General features: G+C 66.9%; 18 protein-coding genes. 15 read left to right on the forward strand and 3 right to left on the reverse strand.

The genetic code is table 11. The annotated features are described in order from the left end of the window. Positions 1-23: 23 nt before the first annotated feature. From D9V32_RS00110 to miaA, 15 genes are all read left to right on the forward strand, one after another. Positions 24-1,643 carry a hypothetical protein gene (locus D9V32_RS00110; protein ID WP_121646872.1) on the forward strand — a complete coding sequence of 540 codons (1,620 nt, stop codon included), beginning with the start codon at positions 24-26 and terminating at the stop codon, positions 1,641-1,643. Between the two features lie 72 nt (positions 1,644-1,715). Then, positions 1,716-2,732, forward strand: coding sequence for a 4-hydroxy-tetrahydrodipicolinate synthase (dapA, locus tag D9V32_RS00115; RefSeq protein ID WP_425461990.1), 1,017 nt, complete (start codon positions 1,716-1,718; stop codon positions 2,730-2,732). A gap of 84 nt (positions 2,733-2,816) precedes the next feature. Next, the gene (locus tag D9V32_RS00120) at positions 2,817-4,499 is read left to right on the forward strand and encodes a ribonuclease J (RefSeq protein ID WP_121646873.1); all 1,683 of its coding nucleotides are present in this window, start codon (positions 2,817-2,819) and stop codon (positions 4,497-4,499) included. 293 nt (positions 4,500-4,792) lie between these two features. Next, positions 4,793-5,842: an efflux RND transporter periplasmic adaptor subunit gene (locus D9V32_RS00125; protein WP_121646874.1), complete on the forward strand. Its 1,050-nt coding sequence runs from the start codon at positions 4,793-4,795 to the stop codon at positions 5,840-5,842. After that, entirely contained in the window at positions 5,842-6,561 is a 720-nt protein-coding gene (locus tag D9V32_RS00130; RefSeq protein WP_121646875.1) for an ABC transporter ATP-binding protein, read from the forward strand. Before D9V32_RS00125 ends, D9V32_RS00130 begins: the two co-directional genes overlap by 1 nt. Next, the gene (locus D9V32_RS00135) at positions 6,558-7,799 is read left to right on the forward strand and encodes an ABC transporter permease (RefSeq protein WP_121646876.1); all 1,242 of its coding nucleotides are present in this window, start codon (positions 6,558-6,560) and stop codon (positions 7,797-7,799) included. The genes D9V32_RS00130 and D9V32_RS00135 overlap by 4 nt, the downstream gene beginning before the upstream one ends. Before the next feature lie 134 nt (positions 7,800-7,933). Continuing rightward, positions 7,934-10,942 carry an FtsK/SpoIIIE family DNA translocase gene (locus D9V32_RS00140; protein ID WP_121646877.1) on the forward strand — a complete coding sequence of 1,003 codons (3,009 nt, stop codon included), beginning with the start codon at positions 7,934-7,936 and terminating at the stop codon, positions 10,940-10,942. A 2-nt stretch (positions 10,943-10,944) separates the two neighbouring features. Beyond that, positions 10,945-11,529 carry a CDP-diacylglycerol--glycerol-3-phosphate 3-phosphatidyltransferase gene (gene pgsA, locus D9V32_RS00145; RefSeq protein WP_121646878.1) on the forward strand — a complete coding sequence of 195 codons (585 nt, stop codon included), beginning with the start codon at positions 10,945-10,947 and terminating at the stop codon, positions 11,527-11,529. Continuing rightward, positions 11,526-12,113, forward strand: a complete 588-nt coding sequence (locus tag D9V32_RS00150; protein WP_121646879.1) for a CinA family protein — start codon at positions 11,526-11,528, stop codon at positions 12,111-12,113. The genes pgsA and D9V32_RS00150 overlap by 4 nt, the downstream gene beginning before the upstream one ends. A 171-nt stretch (positions 12,114-12,284) precedes the next feature. Beyond that, complete coding sequence (locus tag D9V32_RS00155; protein WP_121646880.1) at positions 12,285-12,593, forward strand: helix-turn-helix domain-containing protein; 309 nt, start codon at positions 12,285-12,287, stop codon at positions 12,591-12,593. A gap of 153 nt (positions 12,594-12,746) precedes the next feature. Then, positions 12,747-12,971: a DUF3046 domain-containing protein gene (locus D9V32_RS00160; protein ID WP_121646881.1), complete on the forward strand. Its 225-nt coding sequence runs from the start codon at positions 12,747-12,749 to the stop codon at positions 12,969-12,971. Positions 12,972-13,281: 310 nt separating this feature from the next. Next, a complete protein-coding gene (gene recA, locus D9V32_RS00165) occupies positions 13,282-14,430 on the forward strand; it encodes a recombinase RecA (protein ID WP_121646882.1) in 1,149 nt (382 codons plus the stop codon). 4 nt (positions 14,431-14,434) lie between these two features. Beyond that, entirely contained in the window at positions 14,435-15,859 is a 1,425-nt protein-coding gene (locus D9V32_RS00170; protein WP_121646883.1) for a regulatory protein RecX, read from the forward strand. A gap of 117 nt (positions 15,860-15,976) precedes the next feature. Then, positions 15,977-17,605, forward strand: a complete 1,629-nt coding sequence (gene miaB / locus D9V32_RS00175) for a tRNA (N6-isopentenyl adenosine(37)-C2)-methylthiotransferase MiaB (RefSeq protein WP_121646884.1) — start codon at positions 15,977-15,979, stop codon at positions 17,603-17,605. 75 nt (positions 17,606-17,680) lie between these two features. Then, positions 17,681-18,637, forward strand: coding sequence for a tRNA (adenosine(37)-N6)-dimethylallyltransferase MiaA (miaA, locus tag D9V32_RS00180; RefSeq protein WP_121646885.1), 957 nt, complete (start codon positions 17,681-17,683; stop codon positions 18,635-18,637). A 172-nt stretch (positions 18,638-18,809) separates the two neighbouring features. Here miaA and D9V32_RS00185 read toward each other — a convergent pair whose 3' ends face one another. The 3 genes from D9V32_RS00185 to D9V32_RS00195 are packed head-to-tail and all read right to left on the reverse strand — an operon-like array spanning position 18,810 to position 21,939. Continuing rightward, positions 18,810-20,339 carry a tripartite tricarboxylate transporter permease gene (locus D9V32_RS00185; RefSeq protein WP_121646886.1) on the reverse strand — a complete coding sequence of 510 codons (1,530 nt, stop codon included), beginning with the start codon at positions 20,337-20,339 and terminating at the stop codon, positions 18,810-18,812. After that, complete coding sequence (locus D9V32_RS00190) at positions 20,327-20,962, reverse strand: tripartite tricarboxylate transporter TctB family protein (protein WP_121646887.1); 636 nt, start codon at positions 20,960-20,962, stop codon at positions 20,327-20,329. The genes D9V32_RS00185 and D9V32_RS00190 overlap by 13 nt, the downstream gene beginning before the upstream one ends. Further along, complete coding sequence (locus tag D9V32_RS00195; RefSeq protein ID WP_121646888.1) at positions 20,959-21,939, reverse strand: Bug family tripartite tricarboxylate transporter substrate binding protein; 981 nt, start codon at positions 21,937-21,939, stop codon at positions 20,959-20,961. Before D9V32_RS00195 ends, D9V32_RS00190 begins: the two co-directional genes overlap by 4 nt. Positions 21,940-22,015 lie beyond the last annotated feature (76 nt).

The following is a 22,015-nucleotide window of genomic DNA, read 5'->3' on the forward strand; positions in this document are numbered from 1 at the left end:
GGCGCGAGGATTAGGCTAGGCGCATGCTCGAGATTTCCGCCCCCGGTTACGCCTCTCGCGCGACCCCCGGGGAGACCGGATCGGGCCAGCCCGGCCACGTGCCAGACTCCCGTGAGCTCGCCCGGTTCGATCGCGAGGTTGCGCTGCGCGCCGCCGCGATCGCCGCGTTTGCCGCGGTCGTGCTGGCCGGTGCGCTGCTCGGCGTCGACGCCCTCTTCCCCGAAACGCTGGCACCGTTCCCGGATGACGCCTCGAACACCATCGTGCTCATCCCCGCCACCGTTCTCGGTGCCATCATCAGCGTCTGGGGCGCGCGCAGCGTCGAGCGTCGTCGCGGGCAGTATACGCCGCTCGTGCCGCTCACCACGCTGGCACTCGGCCTCGCCGTCGCCAGCCCCTATCTCGTTCTGCCGGTGGTCACTACGGTCATGGCCGGCACCCCGAGCCGTCGCGCGATCGCCTCGCTCGTGTTTGCCGCGGTGATCTGGGTGCTCGTGGGCCTCGCCTACCGCCGGGCCATCCGCCTGCCCGATACCGCGGTGCGGCGCATCATGGGTCGCACGATCCTGGTGGTCGTGGCACTGCTCGTGCTTGCGCTGCTGTGCACCGGCCTCGCGGCCCCGTGGTCGTTCTACGCGTTCCTGCTGCTGACACCCGGGTATGCGTTTGCGCCGTTCCTGTTTGTGGGGCTGTTTGCCTGGGCCGGTGCCCTCGCCGGGCGGGACCGTCGCGGCGACGTTCCCGGGCTCGCGTTCCGCACCCGGATCGCCGGCAGCCTCATCCTGATCTCGCTGGTCGCGGGCACCCTCGGCTGGGTCGGAATCCAGCGCGTGGCCAATCGCGATCCGCTCGGCTGGGATCTCTCCGCGGTGGTCAATACCGCCGAACCCCTCGCGGATATGACCGCGGTACGCGTGCTGGTGCTGATTGCCCTGGCCGCCGCCCTGCTGGCCCTGTTGGCACGGCGTACCGCCGGTACCGCGGTGTTCCTGGTGATCTCGACGCTGCTGGCCCTGATCGTCGTGCCGATGAGCTTCCGCGGGGAATCCCCGGTGCCCTCGGCCGCGCCCGCCGCTTTTGCCCCCGCTACCGCCGCCCCCGATGCCTCAAACACGCCCGATCTCTACAACGCGGTGCCGAATGCCGCCCCGACCCTGGATCCCGCGGACGTCATGCGTGGCTCGCGCTCGAGCGTGCTGACCGAGGAGGAATCGATTCCCCGGAACGAGGTGCACTACGAGTCGGCGGCGGTACCGGATGGCACGCTCATTCGCGGCATCAGCCAGCCGGATCTCCTGGCCCGGTTTACCGCCCTCGTGGACGACAGCGCGCACGCGATCGATCCGCAGGCCAATCCCACCCCGGATATCCAAACCGTGGCGTGTGCCGGCGGTACCGGTGTGAGCTATGCCTGGGGTTCCGACGCCCTGAGTGCGGGCGCCGATGACGTCGAGGCGAACGCCTACGCACTGGTGCGGGTCGGGCAGGTGTGGAACGCCGCCGGACACAACCTTGCGGTGGCGCGGATGGACAACCTCACCGGCGTGCGCTCGAGCGCCGGGATCGGCCAGACCCTCAGCGCTCAGCACCGCTACGACCACGTGACGCTCGGGATGACGAGCATCTGCGTTTCCGCCCACTAGCGCTCGGCCCCTCCGCCGTGGCGGCGATCGCGGTGCCGCGGGCGCGCCCGGCCACGCGTTTTCACAGCTCGAATGGTGCGCATCGTGCCCACTTGCCGGTACTCTGGAGTGGTGTCTAACGTTGAAAACCCCTTCGGTCAGGTCCTCGTCGCGCTCGTCACCCCGTTCACCGCTGACGGTGAGGTGGATTGGCCCGGCGTCGAGAAGCACATCGATGACGTGATCAGCGCCGGTGCCGACGGCATCGTCGTGACCGGCACCACGGGGGAGACCTCCACCCTGACCGACGCCGAGAAGCTGCGCCTGGTCGAGGTTGCACGCTCGGTATCGAACGGCCGCGCGAAGATCATCACCGGCGGTGGCTCCAACGAGACCGCCCACGCGATCGAGCTCTACAAGGCCAGCGAAAAGGCCGGAGCCGACGGCGTCATGATCGTGACCCCGTACTACAACAAGCCCACTCAGGCCGGAGTGCTCACCCACTTCCGGATGATCGCCGACGCCACCGACCTCCCGGTCATCCTGTATGACATCCCGGGCCGCACCGGCATCCAGATCACCTACGACACCATCCTGCGTGCCGCCAAGCACCCCAACATCCTCGCCGTGAAGGATGCCAAGGGCGACTTCTCCGAGGTGAGCCGGGTCCTCAACCAGACCGATCTGCTCTACTTCTCGGGCGATGACGCCAACGCCCTGCCGCACCTCTCGATCGGTGCCTCGGGCCTCATCGGCGTGACCGCCAACATCGCGGCCACCCCCTACCGCCAGATCGTTGACGCCGTCAACGCCGGCGACCTCGCGGCCGCCACCGCCGCACACAAGAGCCTCGAGCCGCTCGTTCGTGCCGTCATGACGCACGTGCCCGGCACCGTGGCCGCCAAGTACATCCTGCAGGGTCTCGGGCGCATCGACAGCGCGCGCGTTCGCCTGCCCCTGGTTGGTCCCGAAGACTTCGAGGCCGCCAAGATCGAAGACGACCTCGCTCTGGTGGGCACCATTCCCGGTGTTGACCTGAGCAACTTCCGCCCCGACCGCAACGCTGCGGCCGGTGGCGCACTCCCCAAGGTGCACGGCACCACGCGATAGCTCCGGCTTCGCGCGGCTGGCCTACACCGCACAACACAATAAATATGGATGCGGAACTTCACCGCATCCCGATAAGGAGGGCGTATGCCCGTAACCGCCTACACCCCGCCGAAGCTCAAGAAGGGGACCCTGCGCGTCACCCCGATCGGTGGACTCGGTGAGGTCGGTCGCAACATGACCACCTTCGAGATCGACGGCAAGCTGCTGATCGTTGACTGTGGCGTGCTCTTCCCCGAGGAGCACCAGCCCGGTGTCGACGTCATCCTGCCCGATTTCGGCCCCATCAAGGACCGCCTGCAGGACGTCGTGGGCGTCGTGCTGACCCACGGTCACGAGGACCACATCGGTGCCGTGCCCTACCTGCTGCGTCTGCGTCAGGACATCCCGCTGATCGGTTCCGGCCTGACCCTCGCCCTCGTTGAGGCGAAGCTCAAGGAACACCGGATCAAGCCCTACACCCTGACCGTCAAGGAGGGCGAGACCGAGAAGCTCGGCCCGTTCGGCCTCGAGTTCGTCGCGGTGAACCACTCGATCCCGGACGCCCTGGCCGTCTTCATCCGTACCGTGGCCGGCAACGTCCTCGTGACCGGTGATTTCAAGATGGACCAGCTGCCGCTCGACGGCCGCATCACCGACCTGCGCGCCTTTGCCCGCCTGGGCGAGGAGGGCGTCGATCTGTTCCTGCCCGACTCCACCAACGCCGAGGTTCCCGGCTTCACCTCGCCCGAGCGCGAGATCGGTCCGGTGCTCTCCTCAGTCATGGCGAAGACCCCGGGCAAGGTTGTGGTGGCCTCGTTCTCGAGCCACGTGCACCGCGTCCAGCAGGTACTGGATGCCGCCCACCAGAACGGCCGTCGCGTCGCGCTGCTGGGTCGCTCGATGGTGCGCAACATGACCATCGCCGCCGAGCTCGGTTACCTGAAGGTGCCGGACGGCGTGCTGATCGATTTCAAGAAGACCGCCGGCGTACCGGACAACAAGATCGTCTTCATGTCCACCGGTTCGCAGGGTGAGCCGATGGCCGTTCTCAGCCGCATGGTCAACCGCGACCACCAGGTTGAGCCGCGCGAGGGCGACACCGTGATCCTGGCCTCGAGCCTGATCCCGGGTAACGAGAACGCCGTCTACCGCATCATCGACGGCCTCACCAAGCTCGGTGCCAACGTCGTTCACAAGGGCAACGCCCGCGTGCACGTCTCGGGTCACGCCTCGGCCGGCGAGCTGCTGTACTGCTACAACATCCTGAAGCCGAAGAACGTGCTGCCGGTTCACGGTGAGCACCGCCACCTGTTTGCCAACGGCAAGCTGGCAAACCAGACCGGTGTGCCCGAGCAGAACACCATCCTCGGTGAGGATGGCACTGTTGTTGACCTCCGCGACGGCGTCGCGAAGGTTGTTGGCCAGCTTGACCTGAAGTTCGTCTATGTGGACGGCAAGACCGTCGGTGAGATCACCGAGGACGACCTGCACGATCGCCGCGTGCTCGGCGAGGAGGGCTTTATCTCCATCGTCGTGGCCGTGGACCTGAAGAACGGAAAGATCCTTTCCGGTCCGCAGATCTCCGCCCGCGGTTTTGCCGAGGACGCCCGCGTCTTCGACAAGGTGCGCCCGAAGCTGGTTCAGGCGCTGAACGATGCGCTGTCCAACGGCACCCGCGACACCCACGCGCTCAGCCAGATCGTGCGTCGCACGACCGGTCGCTGGGTTGCGACCTCGCTGCGTCGCCGTCCGATGATCGTGCCCCTGGTGGTCGACGCCGGGAAGTAGTCGGGCGTACCGGCCAGCAGCCGGACAACACACGCTATTCCGCCACGGGCGGGTGCATTCTTGCGAATACACCCGCCCGTGCCGCGTTTTGGGGGTACGCTCAGCTGATAGACCGGCGGTGCGGCGGGTGATTCTGAGGCGCGCTCGCTGCTAACGTCGAAATGAATACCAGGTATACACGGTATCGCCGTGATCAGCATTCCCCGCGCCTGGTCCCTTCTCCACGCCGCGGAGCGCACCCGAAGGGGCCACCCGCGACGTAGACGAGGGCGTACTACATAAGAGGAGCAGCCATGGGTGTCTGGCGTCGATGGATCTTTCCGAGCCTGAGAATCGCTGTGTTCGCGGCCATCGCCGTGGCGCTGGTCAAGATCGCATTCTTCCCGACCGCCGAACCCGAGCGCGAGGTTATGCCGCCCACCGGCAACGTCGACGAACAGGTGGTCGCCGTGGTGACCGGCAACATCGTGAACGAGATCGAGCTGGATGCCACCGTGGCCGCCGACCCGGCCATCCCCGCGCGCGCAAACCTCGTTGGTGAGGTCGCGGAACTGCACGTGACCGAGGGGGCGAGCGTCGCCGCGGGCGCGGTCATTGCGACGCTGCGCAACGAAATCGAGCAGGAACCGATTGTTCGCACCGACTCCGAGGGGAACGTGACCACGGTCATCCCGAAGCCGAAGTATCGCACCGCGCAGGTCACCACGTCCGTCGCCGGCACGGTTTCCTCGCTGCCGCTCGTGGTGGGTCAGAGCGTTGCCATCGGCGATGCCGTGGCGCAGGTGGCCCCGACCACGTTCTCGGTGACCGCCACGATCGATCCCGCCCAGCGCTTCCGTCTGGTCGAGGAGCCCTCCGAGGCTCGCGTCTCGGTCGTGGGTGGCCCGGCCGACTTCACCTGCACCGCGCTGCGCATCACAACCCCGCTCGAGGGACAGACCGAGGGCGAGGGTGCGGGCAGCCCCGGCGCGGCCGTCCGCTGCGCCGTACCGGGCGACGTTCGCGTGTTCGCGGGCCTCGGTGGCAAGCTGATGCTGCCCGGTGGCAGCGTCGAAAACGCGCTCATCCTGCCGGTGACCGCGGTCAAGGGCAGCTCGCAGAGCGGCAACGTCTGGGTCGTCGCCGAGGGCGGCGCACCGGAAATTCGCGATGTGAAGCTCGGCCTGAACGATGGCCGCCAGGTACAGATTGTCGAGGGCGTGGCCGAGGGCGACAGCGTTCTGGAGTTCATCCCGGCCACGGATCCCACCAACCCGGAGACCGGTAAGGATATCGGCAACGGCTGTGTCGAGCTGCCCGATGGCAGCGTCGAGTGTGGCGCCGTCGGGTATGTGGAGGGATAGTGAGCCTGCTGCAACTGGGGCGGGTCACGCGAGCCGTGAGACTGCCCGATGACACCATCCTGCCCATCCTGCACGACGTCCGGTTGACCGTGAACGCGGGGGAGCGGGTCTCGATCGTGGGCCGTTCGGGGTCCGGTAAGTCCACCCTGCTGAACATCCTCGGCCTGCTGGACACCCCGACCTCCGGCGAGCTGCTGTTCGACGGCACCGACGTTTCCCAGCTCTCGCAGCGCCGTCGTGACCGGCTGCGCGGCGACAACGTGGGCTTCGTCTTCCAGCAGTTCAACCTGCTGGATGGCCGCACCGCACTGGAAAACGTGGTTATGCCGCTGATGTACGCGACCGGACGCGAGTTCTGGATGCGCAACCGTATTGCCGCCGAAATGCTCGAGCGGGTGGGGTTGGGGCACCGAATCAACTCGATGCCGAGCAGCCTGTCCGGTGGTGAGCAGCAGCGCGTCGCGATCGCCCGTGCGCTGGTGCGTCGCCCCCGGCTGATCCTCGCCGACGAGCCCACCGGAGCGCTCGATCTCGAAACCGGGCACACCGTCATGGCCCTGATGGACGAGATCGTGCGAGAGGACGGCGCGGCCCTCGTGACCATCACCCACGACCCCGCGATCGCCGAGCGCGGGGACCGACACTACCGCCTCGAAAAGGGCGTGCTGTACTCGGATGCCCGTGCCGTCACCGAAACCACACCGGAGGTGGGCGCATGAACCGCTTTTTTGCCGGCGTAGTCGGTGCCTTTGCCGATGCCGCCCAGGAGGTGCGCGTCCATCGCGGCCGCGTGCTGCTCTCCCTCGTCGGCGTTGCGGCCGCCGTAACCGCGCTGACCGTCTCGATGGCATTTGCCGACATGACCGAGCGCACGCTGGTCGAGCAGATGGAGCGGTATAACGGTCGGCCAACCACCATCACGATGACGGCGTCCCCGAACGGGAACCCGCACGTCGATCAGCTGCAGCGAATTGACGATGCCTGGATGGCGCTGATCAGCCGTTCGGACATCACCTACGCGACCCGCGAGGCGGGAGCAAGCGCGCAGATGCGATTCTCGACCGGTGCCAGCAACGTCCGGTTGACGGTCGTGGATCAGGCCTACGGGGTGCTGCGCAACATCCGCATGCTGGAGGGGAACTGGTTCGTCCCCGGGGACTCCGAGCGGCTGGCCCCGGCCATCGTGATCAACCGCGCCATGCACGACCGGCTGGGGAACCCCGATATCGCGACGCACCCCACCATCGTCAGCCCCGGGCTGGGAAACACCCGTCTGGTGGTCGTGGGGGTCTACGATGGCCCGACATGGGAGGGTCAGGAGCCCGAGGCCATGATCCTCACCACGTCGTTCCGAGCGACCGCACCCGACGCCCTCATCCTCAATACGGCGGGCGGTACCGCCTATCAGACCTGGGTGCCGCCCGAGATTGGGGCCGATCTCACCAAGCGCACCGAGCAGTCGATGCGTTCGGCACTCGGCACCGATTTTTCGGTGAGCGTCTCGAACAACGTGCAGACGGATATGGGTTTCGGCCAGGATCCCACGGCGATCTTCCGGGCCCTGTCGCTCGGTATCGGCTCGATCATCCTGCTGCTCGGCGCGCTGGGCCTCGTCAACATCGCCATCGTGTCGGTGCGCCAGCGCGTGCGCGAGATCGGGGTGCGGCGCAGCTTCGGTGCGAGTACCGGGCGCGTGTTCTTCTCGGTCATGATGGAGAGCGTGGTGGCCACGCTGGTTGCGGGCTTCGTGGGCGTGATGATCGCGATCCTGGTGATGCGGATCCCGGCGGTGTACGGCCTCGTGACCGGCGGCGTCGAGGGCGGCGGGGTGCCCGCGTTCCCGGTGGGTGCCGCGATTATCGGTATGGTGGCCGCGACCATCGTGGGCGCGCTTGCGGGGCTCATTCCGGCGATCATTGCCACGCGGGTCAAGGTAATCGACGCGATTCGCTTCTAGCGGGACCAGCCCGCGCGAGCGGGTTCGGTCGGTGCTCGGCACCGACCGAACCCGCCCGTGCGAAACGCCGCATGATTCCGCGGTTTTCCGCGTCAATCCCGGCAAAAATCGGTGGGGCGCAGTACCGTAGGAGCATGGCTACTCGTTCCACACCCACCGGTCCGCGCAAGAAGTCGACCCCCGCGTCGACCACCGCGCGCGGTGGTGGCGCGCGCGCCGCGGCTCCCAAGTCCGGGAAGTCCGCCGCGGGTGCCGGTGCAAAACCGGCCACCGCGACCACCCGCGTCACGTCCGCCCGCGGGGCAAAAACGTCGCAGACACCCACCGTCGCCTTCGCCGCCGATGGCACCTCGCGGAACCCCGCGGTGGTGGCCTGGCTCGCCATGGCCCACGTGGTGGGCGGGGCGTTCCGCGCCTTTGGCAGCGAAAAGCTGGCCCCCGAGGAGCGCCGCGACGGAGTACCCTTCCTCTTCTTCCTGCTCGCGGTCATCGGCGCCGGGGTCGTCTGGTTCGGCGTCAACAACCCGGTCGCACAGAACCTCAACGCCTGGAGCTTTGGCGGGCTGGTGGGCCAGGTGGCCTTTGCCATGCCGGTGATCCTGGTGCTGCTCGCGCTCTGGCTGTTCCGCAACCCCAGCTCGGTTCATGACAATGGCCGGATCGGTATCGGGCTTTCTGTCGCCCTGATCTCGGTCACCGGTCTCTGCCACACCTTCTCCTCCCTGCCCGATCCCAGCCAGGGCCTGCCTGCGCTCGCGGCGGCCGGTGGACTGATCGGGTGGATGGTGGGCGGCCCGCTCACGTTCCTGCTGACCCCGATCGGTTCGGGAATCGTGCTCTCGATTGTGCTGGCGCTGAGCCTGCTGATCATCACCAAGACCCCGCCGAACCGAATCCCGGATCGCCTGCGCGAGCTCTACGGCTGGCTGTTTGGTGCCGAGACCCATGCTTCCCCGCGCGCGAAGGCTTCGGACGAGGTGGCCGGCTCCGAGGCATTCGGCGCCGATGAGATCGACGACGACCCCATTTCGGACCCCAATACGCTGCCCTGGTGGCGTCGCAACTCGAGCAAGCGTGAGGAGGCCCCCGAGGCCTCCGGCCCCGCGCCGGCCGAGGCCGTGACCGAACTGCTCAGCGGCTCGGTTCAGGGTGGCTTCGATAGCGCGCTCGAGCCCGAAACCGTGCCCGCCCGTGTGCCGGACAACACCGCCGGCCAGACCGAGGCCATTCAGCACCTCGCCGCGGCCGAGGCCGCACTGGATGGCTACGCCGCCTCCGGTGCCGGAAACGCCCTGCGCGAGGACAGCGCGAGCGATGCCACCGAGGTGCTTCCGGATCTGTCGTCCGTCGCGCTGCGCGACGGCACCGACACCGGTGAGCTCACGCGCGGTGGCATTCCCGACGTGCAGAGCGGCCCGTATCAGCTGCCCTCGGCGCAGTCGCTCTCGGCGGGTACCCCGCCGAAGGCACGCTCGGCCGCCAACGATGCGATCGTTGCGGCGATCACCGAGGTGTTTGCCCAGTTCAAGGTGGATGCCCGGGTCACCGGGTTCAGCCGCGGCCCGACGGTTACCCAGTACGAGATCGAGGTGGGCCCCGGCGTCAAGGTGGAGCGCATCACCGCGCTGCAGAACAACATCGCCTATGCGGTCGCCTCGAACGAGGTGCGGATCCTCGCCCCGATTCCCGGTAAGTCTGCAATCGGTGTCGAGATTCCGAACACCGACCGCGAGATCGTCTCCCTCGGTGACGTACTGCGCTCGGCGGTCAACGTCAAGGCCACGCACCCGATGACCATCGGTGTGGGTAAGGACGTCGGTGGCGGTTTCGTGGTGGCCAACCTCGCGAAGATGCCCCACCTGCTCGTGGCCGGTTCCACCGGTTCCGGTAAGTCTTCGTTTGTGAACTCGATGATCACGAGCCTCCTGATGCGTGCAACGCCGCAGGAGGTGCGCATGGTGCTGATCGACCCCAAGCGCGTGGAACTCGCCCCCTATGCCGGCATTCCGCACCTGATTACCCCGATCATCACCAACGCCAAGAAGGCCGCCGAGGCGCTGCAGTGGGTCGTCAAGGAAATGGACATGCGATACGACGATCTGGCGAGCTTCGGCTTCCGCCACATCGACGACTTCAACCGTGCGGTCCTCGGCGGGGAGATCGTACTCCCCGCGGGTTCGGAGCGCGTCCTCAAGCCCTACCCGTACCTCCTCGTGGTGGTCGACGAGCTCGCCGACCTCATGATGGTTGCCCCGCGCGATGTTGAAGACTCGATCGTGCGCATCACCCAGCTCGCGCGTGCCTCGGGTATCCACCTGGTGCTCGCCACGCAGCGTCCGTCGGTGGATGTCGTGACCGGTCTGATCAAGGCCAACGTGCCCTCGCGCCTCGCCTTCGCCGTGACCAGCGTCACCGACTCCCGCGTGATCCTCGACCAGCCCGGTGCCGATAAGCTCATCGGCCAGGGTGACGCCCTGTTCCTGCCCATGGGCGCATCCAAGGCCCTGCGCGTGCAGGGTGCCTGGGTCAACGAGGACGAAATCGAGAAGGTGGTGCACCACGTCACCGCCCAGGCTCGACCGGACTACCGCAAGGATGTCGAGGCCGTCATCGAGAAGAAGGAGGTCGACGCAGACATCGGCGATGACCTCGAACTCCTCTGCGAGGCCGTGACCCTGGTGGTGGGCACCCAGTTCGGATCCACCTCGATGCTGCAGCGCAAGCTGCGCGTGGGCTTCGCGAAGGCCGGCCGCCTGATGGACCTCATGGAGTCTCGCGACATCGTGGGCCCCTCCGAGGGATCGAAGGCGCGCGACGTGCTCGTGACCGCCGAACAGCTGCCCGGCACCATCGCGATGCTGCGCGGCGATGCACCGCCGTCCGGCTCTGCCGCGCCCGCAGCCCCCGCGGGGCCTGCCGAGCCCAGCGCCCCGGCAGCCTCTGCCGCGGCCCAGGTGGCCGGTGGACTGCCGCTCCCGGGACCCGTGGACGATGCGCCGCAGGGCCACCATGCGACGCCTGCCGGAATCGAGGACGACCGCTATGCGGGCGACCCGATCGAGAAGCAGTTTGAGGGTTACCCCGTGGTAGACGCGGATGATGAAGACGGCGAAGATGCCTGGGCACTGACGGGACGAGACTAGACATGACCACACCCTCCGCGGCGAAAGCGCCCTCGAACTGGAACGTACCGAACGCCATTACGGTGTTTAGAATCCTGCTTGCCCCGCTGTTTATCTGGTGGCTCCTGCTGGATGATGGTGCCGGAGGTCCGCTCCGCTGGTGGGCGGCCGGACTGTTTATCTTTGCTATCGCCACCGACGGCATCGACGGTGCCATCGCCCGGCGCACCGGCCAGGTCACCGACCTGGGAAAGCTTCTTGACCCCATCGCGGACAAGATCCTCACCGGCGGTGCGCTGGTGGCGCTCTCGATCATCGGCGAACTGCCGGTCTGGGTGACCGTTATCGTGCTGGTTCGCGAGATCGGCATCACCGTGCACCGGATGATCGTGGTGAGCGACCACGTGGTGGCCGCCGCCTGGATGGGTAAGCTCAAAACCGTGGCGCAGGCGGTAGCCATTTCTCTGGCCCTCCTTCCGTTCCCCGCGCTGCTTGGAGACTGGGTCAACGGCGTCAACATCGTGACCATGACCATCGCCGTGATCCTCACCATCGCGAGCGGCCTCGACTATGTCGTGACCGAGGTGCGCGGACGCTCACGGAAATGACCGCGCACGGTAGCGACCCGCTGCAGGATCAAGCTGTGGGGCCTGGCGATGGCCGCGATGGCCGCGCTCTCGCGGACGCCGTGTTACCGCCCGACCTGTCCGCCGTGTTTGCCGCTGGCCGTAGTGTGGCGATAGCCGAATCCCTGACCGGTGGGCTTGTTCTGGCCGAAATTGTGGGCACACCTGGCGCATCTGCGGTTTTGCGGGGCGGCGTGGTTGCGTATGACACCGAGCTCAAGCGTCGGGTTCTCGGGGTGGATGCAGCGCTTCTGGCCGAGCGCGGGCCGGTTGACCCCCGCGTGGCACGAGAAATGGCGCGCGGGGTGCGCCGGGTCTGTGCCACCGAAGGGGGCGAGGCCGCGATCGGCATCTCCACCACCGGCGTGGCCGGACCCTCGGCAGATCCGCAGACCGGCACCGCCGTGGGCACCGTATTCATCGGCGTGAGCAGCGCCCGCGGAGAGCGTGCGATCGCCCTGAACCTGGATGGTGATCGGGCAGAAATCCGCGCCAAAACCGTGTGTGCCGCGCTGAGCGCACTGGCCGAAGAGACGGTTTTCCTCGATCAGGACGCCCATTCCTGAATATTCGCCGATAACCTGGAATAGTCACACGGGGGCGCGAGTTATATTCGGTGTCAACGAAAGTGCTACAAGATCTCATCCGTTCCGTGATTTCACAGGGAACGGTGTAGTAATCTAAATCATCCCTCGGGTTATTCGATCCGGGGAGGCACGGTAGAAAGGGAGGCCCCAATGGTACTCGTACGTCAGGAAATCGGCGACGTTCTTCGTGACTTCCGCCTGCAGAAGGGACGCACGCTGCGTCAGGTTGCGGGTAAGGCTAGCGTTGCCCTCGGCTACCTCAGCGAGGTCGAGCGTGGTCAGAAGGAAGCCTCCAGCGAGATTCTTGCATCGGTTGCCGATGCTCTCGATACCCCGATCTCGGTCATCATGCGTGAGGTGGGTGATCGCCTCGCGATCATCGAGGGCCTCGCCCCCATCCCGGACACCATTCCGGACAGCTTCGCGGCCGATATTGAGGCCGAACTCGCGGTTCGCTAAGAATCCGTCGATGACACCCCGCATGGTTCGCCATGCGGGGTGTTTCATTTCCCCTCGGGTTCGCCTGGTTGCTGGCGCTCGGGGGAGTGGATGGCAGAGCGGATGCGGTGGTGAGCGTGCGGCGGTGTCGCCGCGGGAAGGTAGTCTAAAACGGTGAAAAACAGCGAACTTCGTCACGCCATTGCCGCTGAATTTGGGGCCGGATACGGTGACGTTCTGATGCGCGATCTCGCGCTGCGCGACCTGGGCGGGCGCTCGGGTGAGGATGCACTGCGCGCGGGCGTCCCCGCGCGCGACGTCTGGCTGGCGCTCTGCCGCGAGAACGATGTGCCGCGCGAGCGCTGGGACGGCATGCGCCTGCCCACACCGCGGGACTAGCCGCCAACCGAAAACTCTTTCGACACGCCGGTTCGAAAATATCGAACATTCATTCGTATCGGCGTATGCTCCTACACAGGACGAAATCCTCGGATTGTTTTCCACAAAAGTGTCATTCTCCGGCCGAGTGTCGGAGGGTGATCCTAGAGTCGAAGCAGTCGGAGTATTCCGCTCCAGCCTTGTTTTCGGGGGCGTGCCACTCACCCTATGAGCGGCACCTGTTCCCCTCCGAGACAGCATGTAGGCGCACCACCCACGAGAGTAGCCCGCGAGTATCCGCGGCCGCTGCCGAGACGAAAGAGAGACGACCATGGCTTCCCCCACTGATCGCGAAAAAGCACTCGAAACCGCCCTTGCCCAGATCGACCGCCAGTTCGGTAAGGGCTCGGTCATGCGCCTCGGTAGCGATGAGCGCGCCCCCGTCGAGATCATCCCCACCGGTTCGATCGCCCTCGACGTAGCACTCGGCGTGGGAGGGCTGCCCCGCGGCCGCATCATCGAGATCTACGGCCCGGAGTCCTCGGGTAAGACCACCCTGACCCTGCACGCCATTGCCAACGCCCAGCGTCAGGGCGGTATCGCCGCCTTCATCGACGCCGAGCACGCACTCGACCCGGAGTACGCCAAGAAGCTCGGCGTTGACATCGATGCGCTCCTGGTTTCCCAGCCGGACACCGGTGAGCAGGCCCTCGAGATTGCCGACATGCTGATCCGCTCGGGCTCCATTGACCTCGTTGTCATCGACTCCGTTGCCGCACTGGTGCCCCGCGCCGAGATCGAGGGCGAGATGGGTGACTCCCACGTGGGTCTGCAGGCCCGCCTGATGTCGCAGGCACTGCGAAAGATCACCGGTGGCCTGAACCAGACCAAGACCACCGCCATCTTCATCAACCAGCTGCGCGAGAAGATCGGTGTCTTCTTCGGTAGCCCCGAAACCACCTCCGGTGGTAAGGCGCTGAAGTTCTACGCCTCCGTGCGTCTCGACATCCGCCGCATCGAAACCCTGAAGGACGGCTCCGACGCCGTGGGTAACCGCACCCGCGTCAAGGTCGTGAAGAACAAGATGGCTCCGCCCTTCAAGCAGGCCGAGTTCGACATCCTCTACGGTGTCGGTATCTCCCGTGAGGGCAGCTTGATCGACTTCGGTGTCGAGCACGGCCTGGTCAAGAAGTCCGGCTCCTGGTACACCTACGATGGCGACCAGCTGGGTCAGGGCAAGGAAAACGCTCGTAACTTCCTCATCAACAACCCGGACATCGCCGCCGACATCGAGACCAAGCTTCTCGTGAAGCTCGGCATCGGTGCGGCCGGGGCTCAGGCCAAGGCCGACGCCGCGGCTGCCGAGGCAGCAAAGGAAGCCGCGGATAAGGCAGCGGCAGCAAAGGCCGCCGCCGCAAAGAGCGCACCGGCCACCGGTGCGGACGCCGCTCCCGCCGTAGCCCTGAAGCGCGGCGCATAGCATCATGGTCCGCTTCATCGATGAGGGTCCCTCCACGGATGGCCCCGAGTCCGAGGGCAGCGGGCACGCACGATTCGGTGGGGCCGACGGCTCATCCACCACCCCGGCCTGGGGCTCCGCACGTTCGCGTGCGGCAGCCCCCGGCGGGGAACAGGATGAGGCGGCGGCCCCCTCGGCGTACAGGCCCCGCTTCGCCCCGGTCTGGGGCGTGAGCGTCGAGACGGCCGGCGAGGCCGTGTCCGCTGGTGATGCGGTGTCCGCTGGTGAGGCAGCTTCTGCCGGCGATGCTGGCTCCGCGGGCAACCGCGACGCCGGGGCTCCGACCTTTGCCCCGGCCTGGGGCATCGCGGGGGAGGAACCCCCCGCTGAGGCCGTGCCCGTGGAAGCTGTGCCGGTGCAAGCTGTGCCGGTGCAAGCTGTTGTGCCCGCGGAGGGGGCATCGGTGAGGGCTGCGGAAGCTTCCGTATCGCCCGCACTGGCACCGGTTACCTCGCTGGGCGGTCGTCGTCGCGCACGGTTGGCCGCAATCTCGGGAGACGAATCCGGGGATTCCGTGGAATCCGAAGCACCGGGAGATCTATCCGCGGGGTCTTCTGCCGACGCCACGGTGCTGGGTACCGAGGTGCAGCCCGTACCGGTGCCGAGCGGCGAGGCGATCGTCAGCGACTTTGCGGCGCGCGCTGCGCGAGCATCCCGCTCCCTCGTTTCCGAAGCTCCTCATGCAGCCACCTCGAATAACGTCGCGTCGAACACCGCCGATTCGAATGCCGAGGACCTTCCCGTCGCGGCATTCGAGGAGTACCCCGACGCCGAGATCTTCGCGCTGACACGCAGGGACGCGGCACGGCCGCACGGCCCCGTCGACGACCTCGCGCACATCCCCGAATTTATCGAGGGGGAGGACGACGAAGACGATGAGGAAGACGAGGAGGTCCCGCCCCCGACATTCGAGGAGGCCGTGGAACACCTGGTGCGGCGCCTTGCACGATCGGCACTGAGCCGGGCCGAGGTGGTCCGCGAGGCCGAGGGTATCGGCCTGGAAAACGATGCGGCCGAGGCTGTGGCCGAACGGCTGGACGAACTCGGTTATCTCGACGATGCGGTGCTCGCCGAACAGCTCAAGCACTCGCTCTACGATCGCAAGGGCAAATCGCGGCAGGTCGTTGCCCGCGAAATGGCCCAGCGGAAGATTCCCGCGGACATCATCGAGGAGGCTCTCGCCGAGGTTGCGGACGACGATGAGCTCGCCGCCGCCACGGAACTCGCGATCAAGCGCGTGGGTCAGATGAGCTCTCTCGACGACGCCGTGGCCGATCGCCGGCTCTCCGGCTTCCTCGCCCGCCGCGGATACCCCGGATCGATCGTGCGTGAGGCGGTGCGCTCGGCACTCGCCACCCGTGGCCGTCGCGGCCGCGTCACGTTCCGATAGGTTACGCCCTCGCATTTCCGGTACCCGGGGCCGGTGGAAGCTCTCCACAAGCCCCGGGTTTTCCACTGGTTCCGTGGCCGACCGGAAACTTTGGGTGAGGTTTCGTAGAATAGGGGCATGACCACTTCTGTGAGCACCTCACCCGTTAGCACCCCCACCGTCATTGCGCCCTCCGGGGCCGCGATCGACACCGCCGGGCGGCGACGAACCTATGAGGTGCGCACGTACGGCTGCCAGATGAATGTTCACGACTCCGAACGCCTCAGCGGCTCGCTCGAGGCCGCCGGCTACGTGCTCGCCTCGGGGGAGCGCCCCGACGTCGTGGTCATCAACACCTGCGCCGTCCGTGAAAACGCAGACAACAAGCTCTACGGCAACCTCGGCCACCTCGCCTCGGTAAAGAAGCGCCACGAGGGCATGCAGATCGCCGTGGGCGGCTGCCTCGCGCAGAAAGATAAGAACGTCATCCTCGAGAAGGCCCCCTGGGTCGACGTCGTGTTCGGCACCCACAACATGGGCGCGCTGCCCAGCCTTCTCGAACGGGCACGCCACAATGACGAGGCCCAGATGGAGATCCTCGAGTCCCTCGAAACGTTCCCGTCCACGCTGCCCACCAAGCGAGATTCCAGCTACAGCGGCTGGGTATCCATCTCTGTCGGGTGTAACAACACCTGCACCTTCTGCATCGTGCCCGCGCTCCGCGGCAAGGAAAAGGATCGCCGCCCGGGCGAGATCCTCGCCGAAATCCAGGCCCTCGTCGACGACGGTGCCATCGAAGTCACGCTCCTCGGCCAGAACGTCAACAGCTACGGCGTCGAGTTTGGCGACCGCTTCGCTTTCAGTAAGCTGCTGCGCGCGGCCGGCCAGATCGAGGGTCTTGAGCGCATCCGCTTCACGAGCCCGCATCCCGCCGCCTTCACCCAGGACGTCATCGACGCCATGGCCGAAACCCCAAACGTCATGCCGCAGCTCCACATGCCACTGCAGTCCGGTTCGGACACCGTGTTGAAGGCCATGCGCCGGTCGTACCGTAGCAAGAAGTTCCTCGGCATACTCGACCAGGTGCGCGAGAAAATCCCGCAGGCCGCCATCTCTACCGACATCATCGTGGGCTTCCCCGGCGAGACCGAGGAAGACTTCCAGGAGACACTGCGCGTCGTCGAGGCCTCCCGCTTCGCCACCGCATTCACCTTCCAGTACTCGGTGCGTCCCGGCACCCCCGCCGGTGAAATGGAAAACCAGATTCCCAAGGCTGTCGTTCAGGATCGTTACGAGCGCCTCGCCGCCCTGCAGGATCGCATCTCGCTCGAGGAAAACCAGGCGATCGTGGGCCGCGAGGTCCGCATTCTGGTCGCCACCGGCGAGGGCAAAAAGGATGCCGCCACCCGCCGGATGTCCGGCCGCGCCGAAGACTCTCGCCTCGTCCACTTCTCGCTGCCCGAGGGCTCCGAGATTCCCCGGCCCGGCGACGTTGTGACCGCCATCGTGACCGAGGCCGCTCCGTTCCACCTCATCGCCGACACCCCCGAGGGCACCCCGCTCCAGATCCGCCGCACCCGCGCCGGAGACGCCTGGGATCGCGACCAGGCCGAGTCCTGCGGTGTGCCCGCGGCCGGCGACGGCACCGCATCCGGTACCGGCGCATCCGCCGCGGGTGGACCGGTCAACCTCGGTTTCCCGAGCCTGCGCGTCGGCCCGCCCGTCAGCACCGTACCGATTTACAACACCAACGACGATCTGCGCTAGGGCGTGAGTACTCCAATCAATACCACGGACATCGCGCAGACCCCGAACAACCCGCACATCACAGACAACCCGCATATGCCCACGCCCGGAGCCCTCCTCGGCGACCTCTCAGCACCCCGGCTCATTGCGGTTGTTGGTGCTACGGGCACCGGAAAGAGCGACCTCTCCCTCGAGCTCGCCCGCCGTCTGGCAGCGCACGGGCAGGCCGCCGAAATTGTGAACGTCGATGCCATGCAGTTCTACCGCGGCATGGATATCGGCACGGCCAAGGTTTCCGCAGCCGAACGCGCGGAGTTCCCCCACCACCTGTTCGACATCCTCGACCCACACGAGGACGCCGCCGTCGCGCACTACCAGCCCGAGGCCCGCGGCATCATCGCCGACATCCTCGCCCGCGGTGCCTGGCCGATCCTCGTCGGCGGCTCCGGCCTGTACGTTTCCAGCGTGCTCTTCGACTTCGACTTCCCGGGGCAAGACCCCGAAGTACGGGCCCGGCTCGAGGCCGAACTCAGCGAGCAGGGCCCGGGTCTGCTGTACCGCCGCCTGCGCGAACTCAGCCCCGAGGCCGCAGAACGCATCGGACCTCACAACGGTCGCCGCATCGTGCGGGCCCTCGAGGTCGCTGAAATCACCGGTACCCCCGTCGCCGGCACCCTGCCGGAAGAACCCACCTGGTGGACGCCCACCCTCCTGATCTCGCTCACCGCACCCCGCGAAGACCTCGTCGCGCGACTCGACGCCCGCGTGACCCGCATGTGGGAGGCCGGTCTGCTCGCCGAAACCGCGGGCCTGCTCGCCGCGGGAATCGACGCCGGAATCACCGCGCGCCGCGCCATCGGCTACGGCCAAGCCGCCGCCGAACTCCGCGGAGAGATGACGGAAGCCGAAGCCATCGAAGACACCCGCCGCCTCACCCGCCGCTACGCCCGCCGCCAGGTGAGCTGGTTCAAGCGCTACCAGGGTGCCCACGTGTTTGACACCGTCGCCGAACCACTCCCCGCCATCGCAGACCACATCCTGCCCACCCCGTAACCTACGCACCGTAGCCGTAGCCGTAGCCGTAGCCGTAGCCGTAGCCGTAGCCGTAGCCGTAGCCGTAGCTACGTCGCCTCACGTGCGCCGCGGGTCGGCCCCGCATCCTCGCATCACCACAGCGGCACCGCCTCAAAACCTCGAGACGGTGCCGCTGTGTCCTCCCCACGTTCTACCTCACAGAATCGACCAGCGCGCGCCGCTTCGCCGCGCGAGCATGCAGCCCCTGGAATAGCGTGAACGCAATGGCCACCGCCATCAGCGAGTACAGCGCGATCGTGATCGGCGAACCCACCAGAATGCCCAGGTCGCCCTCGGACACCGCGAGCGCCCGGCGCAGCTCGGTTTCGGCGAGCGGCCCCAGGATCGCCGCGATCAGCACCGGGGCCAGAGGAATCGAGAACCGCCGCATCAGGAAGCCCAGCAGGCCGATGCCGAGCACCAGCCACAGATCCATCTCGGCCGAGGCGATCGCATACACACCGAGCATCGCAAACAGCGTGATACCCGCGTACAGGTAGTGTTTGGGTACCAGCAGCAGCTTCGCCCACACCGCAGCAAAGGGCAGGTTGATGATCAGCAGGATCACGAGGCCCACAAACAGGCTTGCGAGCAGCGGCCACACCAGATCCGCGCTGCGCTCGAACAGCAGCGGGCCGGGCTGCATGCCGTACTGCTGGAACGCGGCGATCATCATCGCCGCGGTTGCCGAGGTCGGCAACCCCAGCGCGAGCAGCGCACCCATTGCGGTGCCCGCGGTGGCGTTACCGGCGGCCTCGGGAGCGGCCACACCCTGAATGGCACCACGGCCGCCAAAGTCGGTGTCACCGCGGCGCTGAGCGAGACGCTTCTCCGTGCCGTAGGCGAGGAACGTCGGCACCTCGGAGCCTCCCACCGGAATCACCCCGAACGGCACACCGAAGCTCGTACCGCGCAGGAACGCGGGGAACGCCTTGCGGAACTCCCGCCAGTTGAGGAACGGCGAACCACCCGCCGACACCCGGGTGACGGCGCCGTCGCGATGGATCCGCGAGGCCACGTGTAGCACCTCACCGAGTGCGAGCAGACCCACCGTGATCACGATGATTGAGATGCCGTCAAAGAGCTGCGGCAGCCCGAGCGTAAAGCGAGCGGCCCCGCTCGGCCCATCGATACCGACCATGGCGAGCGCCAGGCCGATCGACAGCGCGAGGAGCCCGCGCAGCACGGATTCGGCAACGACCGAGGAGATCGCAACGAACGCAAACGCGGCGAGGGCGAAGTACTCAGCTGGGCCAAACATGGTGGCGAGGCGCACCAGGTACGGTGCGAAGAACACCACCAGGGTCGTGGCGATCATACCGCCGAGGAATGCACCCATCGCCGAGGTACCGAGGGCCTTCGCGGCGCGGCCATCCTTGGCCATCCGATGCCCCTCAAACGTGGTCGCAATGGCGGAGGAGTTGCCCGGGGTGTTGAGTAGGATGCCCGCGGTTGAGTCTCCGAAGAGCCCACCGAAGTAGATGCTCGCGAACATGATGAACGCCCCGGTGGGGTCGAGGCTGAACGTGACCGGGAGCAGCAGCGCCACCGCCATTGCCGAACCGAGGCCGGGCAGCACGCCCACGGCCGTGCCGAGGACGGCACCGATGACGAGCCACAGCAGGTTGATCGGCGTGAGCGCGACACTGAAACCCTCAAGCAGGTGGGTTAGCTGATCCATGAGAACACCCCCGCGAGGAGGCCCGAGGGCAGCGTGAGGCCGAGCCCGGCCGAAAAGGCGAGCTGGATGGCCGAGGACATCAGGATCGCGATCGCGATGTCAAACACGGGCCGCTTGCTGCCGAGCGCGTGCGCGATGACCCAAAACAGCGCGGCACCCGCGAGAATCCAGCCCACGGGCACCAGGATGATCACAAACCCGATGAGCCCGGCCAGGACCATCGCGAAGGTCTTCCAGTCGGTGCCGGTGCGCGGAACATCCTCTCCGGTGGCCGAGGCCACCACGCGGATCTCCGAGGTGGTGTCGATATCTCCGAGGTCGCCGAGCATCTCGGCATCCATCTCGAGGTCATCGCTGCCGCCCGCACCGACCTCGGCCTCGGGGTGACGGATGACCCGTACGGCGAGGAGTACGCCGAGGATGGCGAGGCCCGCGGTCACGATGGTGGGGAAGAACTGCGGTCCGGGCACACCGGCACCGGCGGGAACGTCCATGGTGACCGTGCCGATCCCGAGGAATATCGCGAGCCCCAGCACCAGCGCGGCGACAACGAGCTCCCCGCGGCCGTGCCACCAGGTGGCGTTTGCGGGGCGGACGGGGGCCCCGGTGTGAGTCACGGTCATAGTCCCAGCTCCCTAATCAGGTCGGATACGCGGGTGGTCTCCTCCTCGAGGAAGGCATCAAACTCATCGCCCACCTGGAAGGAGTCGGTCCAGTTGTTGCGGCGGAGGGTATCGGCCCACTCGTCCGTCTGGTGCAGCTCGGTGATGATCGCGACCATCTCGTCGCGGGCGTCATCGGCGATGCCGGGTGGGGCCACGTATCCACGCCAGTTCGACATCTGTACGTCGATGCCCGACTCGATGAACGTGGGCACGGGCACCCCGTCGAGGCGTTCGGGGGAGGAGATCCCGAGGGCGCGCAGGGTACCGGCCTCGATCTGATCCCGGAACTCGTTGTAGCCGGAGATTCCGGCCGCCGCGGTGTTGGAGAGCATCGAGGCGAGCACCTCGCCGCCTCCGGAATATGCCACGTAGTTCACGGCGCTCGGGGTGATACCCACGGTACGGCCGAGGAGGCCGCTGAGGAGGTGGTCGATGCTGCCGAGGGATCCGCCGGCGATGGAGTGCGCGCCGGGAGCCTTCTGCCAGGCCTCGACGAACTCGGCCATCGTGTTGTACGGCGAGGCCGCGGGCACCACGAGAACCGAATAGTCGTCGGCGAGGCGGGCGATCGGCGTGGTATCCGCGAGGGATTCCGAGGTCTTGGAGAGCACGCTGGCACCGATCATCACCGCACCGGTGACCATCAGCATGTCGTCCCGCCCATCCATTTGAACGAGCTTGCTGAGCCCGATCGTGCCGCCGGCACCGGGTACATTGATGACCTGCGCGTTGTTGACGATGCCCGCTCGGCGCAGACCCTGCTGGGCCTCACGGCCGAAGCCGTCCCAGCCTCCGCCGGGGGCGGCGGGGGCCATGATGGTGAGTTTGCTGCGTGCCGAGGCCGTGGAGCCCGAGGCGCTGGCATCCATTGCCGCCGCCGTGAACACGCCGATCGTGAGAACCCCCACCACGATCGAAATGATTCGTTTTTTCATGATTGTTCCTTCCACCCGCGCCACAACACTGTGACGGAGTCTGGTTCTCTCGACGCTAGGCATTCGCGCGGCGAGA

The sequence above is a fragment of the Mycetocola tolaasinivorans genome (assembly GCF_003667565.1).
Classification (GTDB): Bacteria; Actinomycetota; Actinomycetes; order Actinomycetales; family Microbacteriaceae; genus Mycetocola; species Mycetocola tolaasinivorans.

Excerpts from the sequence above, each read along its gene's own strand:
- D9V32_RS00110 (WP_121646872.1), top strand. The coding sequence starts at position 24 with ATGCTCGAGATTTCCGCCCCCGGTTACGCCTCTCGCGCGACCCCCGGG.
- dapA (WP_425461990.1), top strand. The coding sequence starts at position 1,716 with ATGGTGCGCATCGTGCCCACTTGCCGGTACTCTGGAGTGGTGTCTAAC.
- D9V32_RS00120 (WP_121646873.1), top strand. The coding sequence starts at position 2,817 with ATGCCCGTAACCGCCTACACCCCGCCGAAGCTCAAGAAGGGGACCCTG.
- D9V32_RS00125 (WP_121646874.1), top strand. The coding sequence starts at position 4,793 with ATGGGTGTCTGGCGTCGATGGATCTTTCCGAGCCTGAGAATCGCTGTG.
- D9V32_RS00135 (WP_121646876.1), top strand. The coding sequence starts at position 6,558 with ATGAACCGCTTTTTTGCCGGCGTAGTCGGTGCCTTTGCCGATGCCGCC.
- D9V32_RS00140 (WP_121646877.1), top strand. The coding sequence starts at position 7,934 with ATGGCTACTCGTTCCACACCCACCGGTCCGCGCAAGAAGTCGACCCCC.
- pgsA (WP_121646878.1), top strand. The coding sequence starts at position 10,945 with ATGACCACACCCTCCGCGGCGAAAGCGCCCTCGAACTGGAACGTACCG.
- D9V32_RS00150 (WP_121646879.1), top strand. The coding sequence starts at position 11,526 with ATGACCGCGCACGGTAGCGACCCGCTGCAGGATCAAGCTGTGGGGCCT.
- D9V32_RS00155 (WP_121646880.1), top strand. The coding sequence starts at position 12,285 with ATGGTACTCGTACGTCAGGAAATCGGCGACGTTCTTCGTGACTTCCGC.
- recA (WP_121646882.1), top strand. The coding sequence starts at position 13,282 with ATGGCTTCCCCCACTGATCGCGAAAAAGCACTCGAAACCGCCCTTGCC.
- D9V32_RS00170 (WP_121646883.1), top strand. The coding sequence starts at position 14,435 with ATGGTCCGCTTCATCGATGAGGGTCCCTCCACGGATGGCCCCGAGTCC.
- miaB (WP_121646884.1), top strand. The coding sequence starts at position 15,977 with ATGACCACTTCTGTGAGCACCTCACCCGTTAGCACCCCCACCGTCATT.
- miaA (WP_121646885.1), top strand. The coding sequence starts at position 17,681 with ATGCCCACGCCCGGAGCCCTCCTCGGCGACCTCTCAGCACCCCGGCTC.
- D9V32_RS00185 (WP_121646886.1), bottom strand. The coding sequence starts at position 20,339 with ATGGATCAGCTAACCCACCTGCTTGAGGGTTTCAGTGTCGCGCTCACG.
- D9V32_RS00190 (WP_121646887.1), bottom strand. The coding sequence starts at position 20,962 with ATGACCGTGACTCACACCGGGGCCCCCGTCCGCCCCGCAAACGCCACC.
- D9V32_RS00195 (WP_121646888.1), bottom strand. The coding sequence starts at position 21,939 with ATGAAAAAACGAATCATTTCGATCGTGGTGGGGGTTCTCACGATCGGC.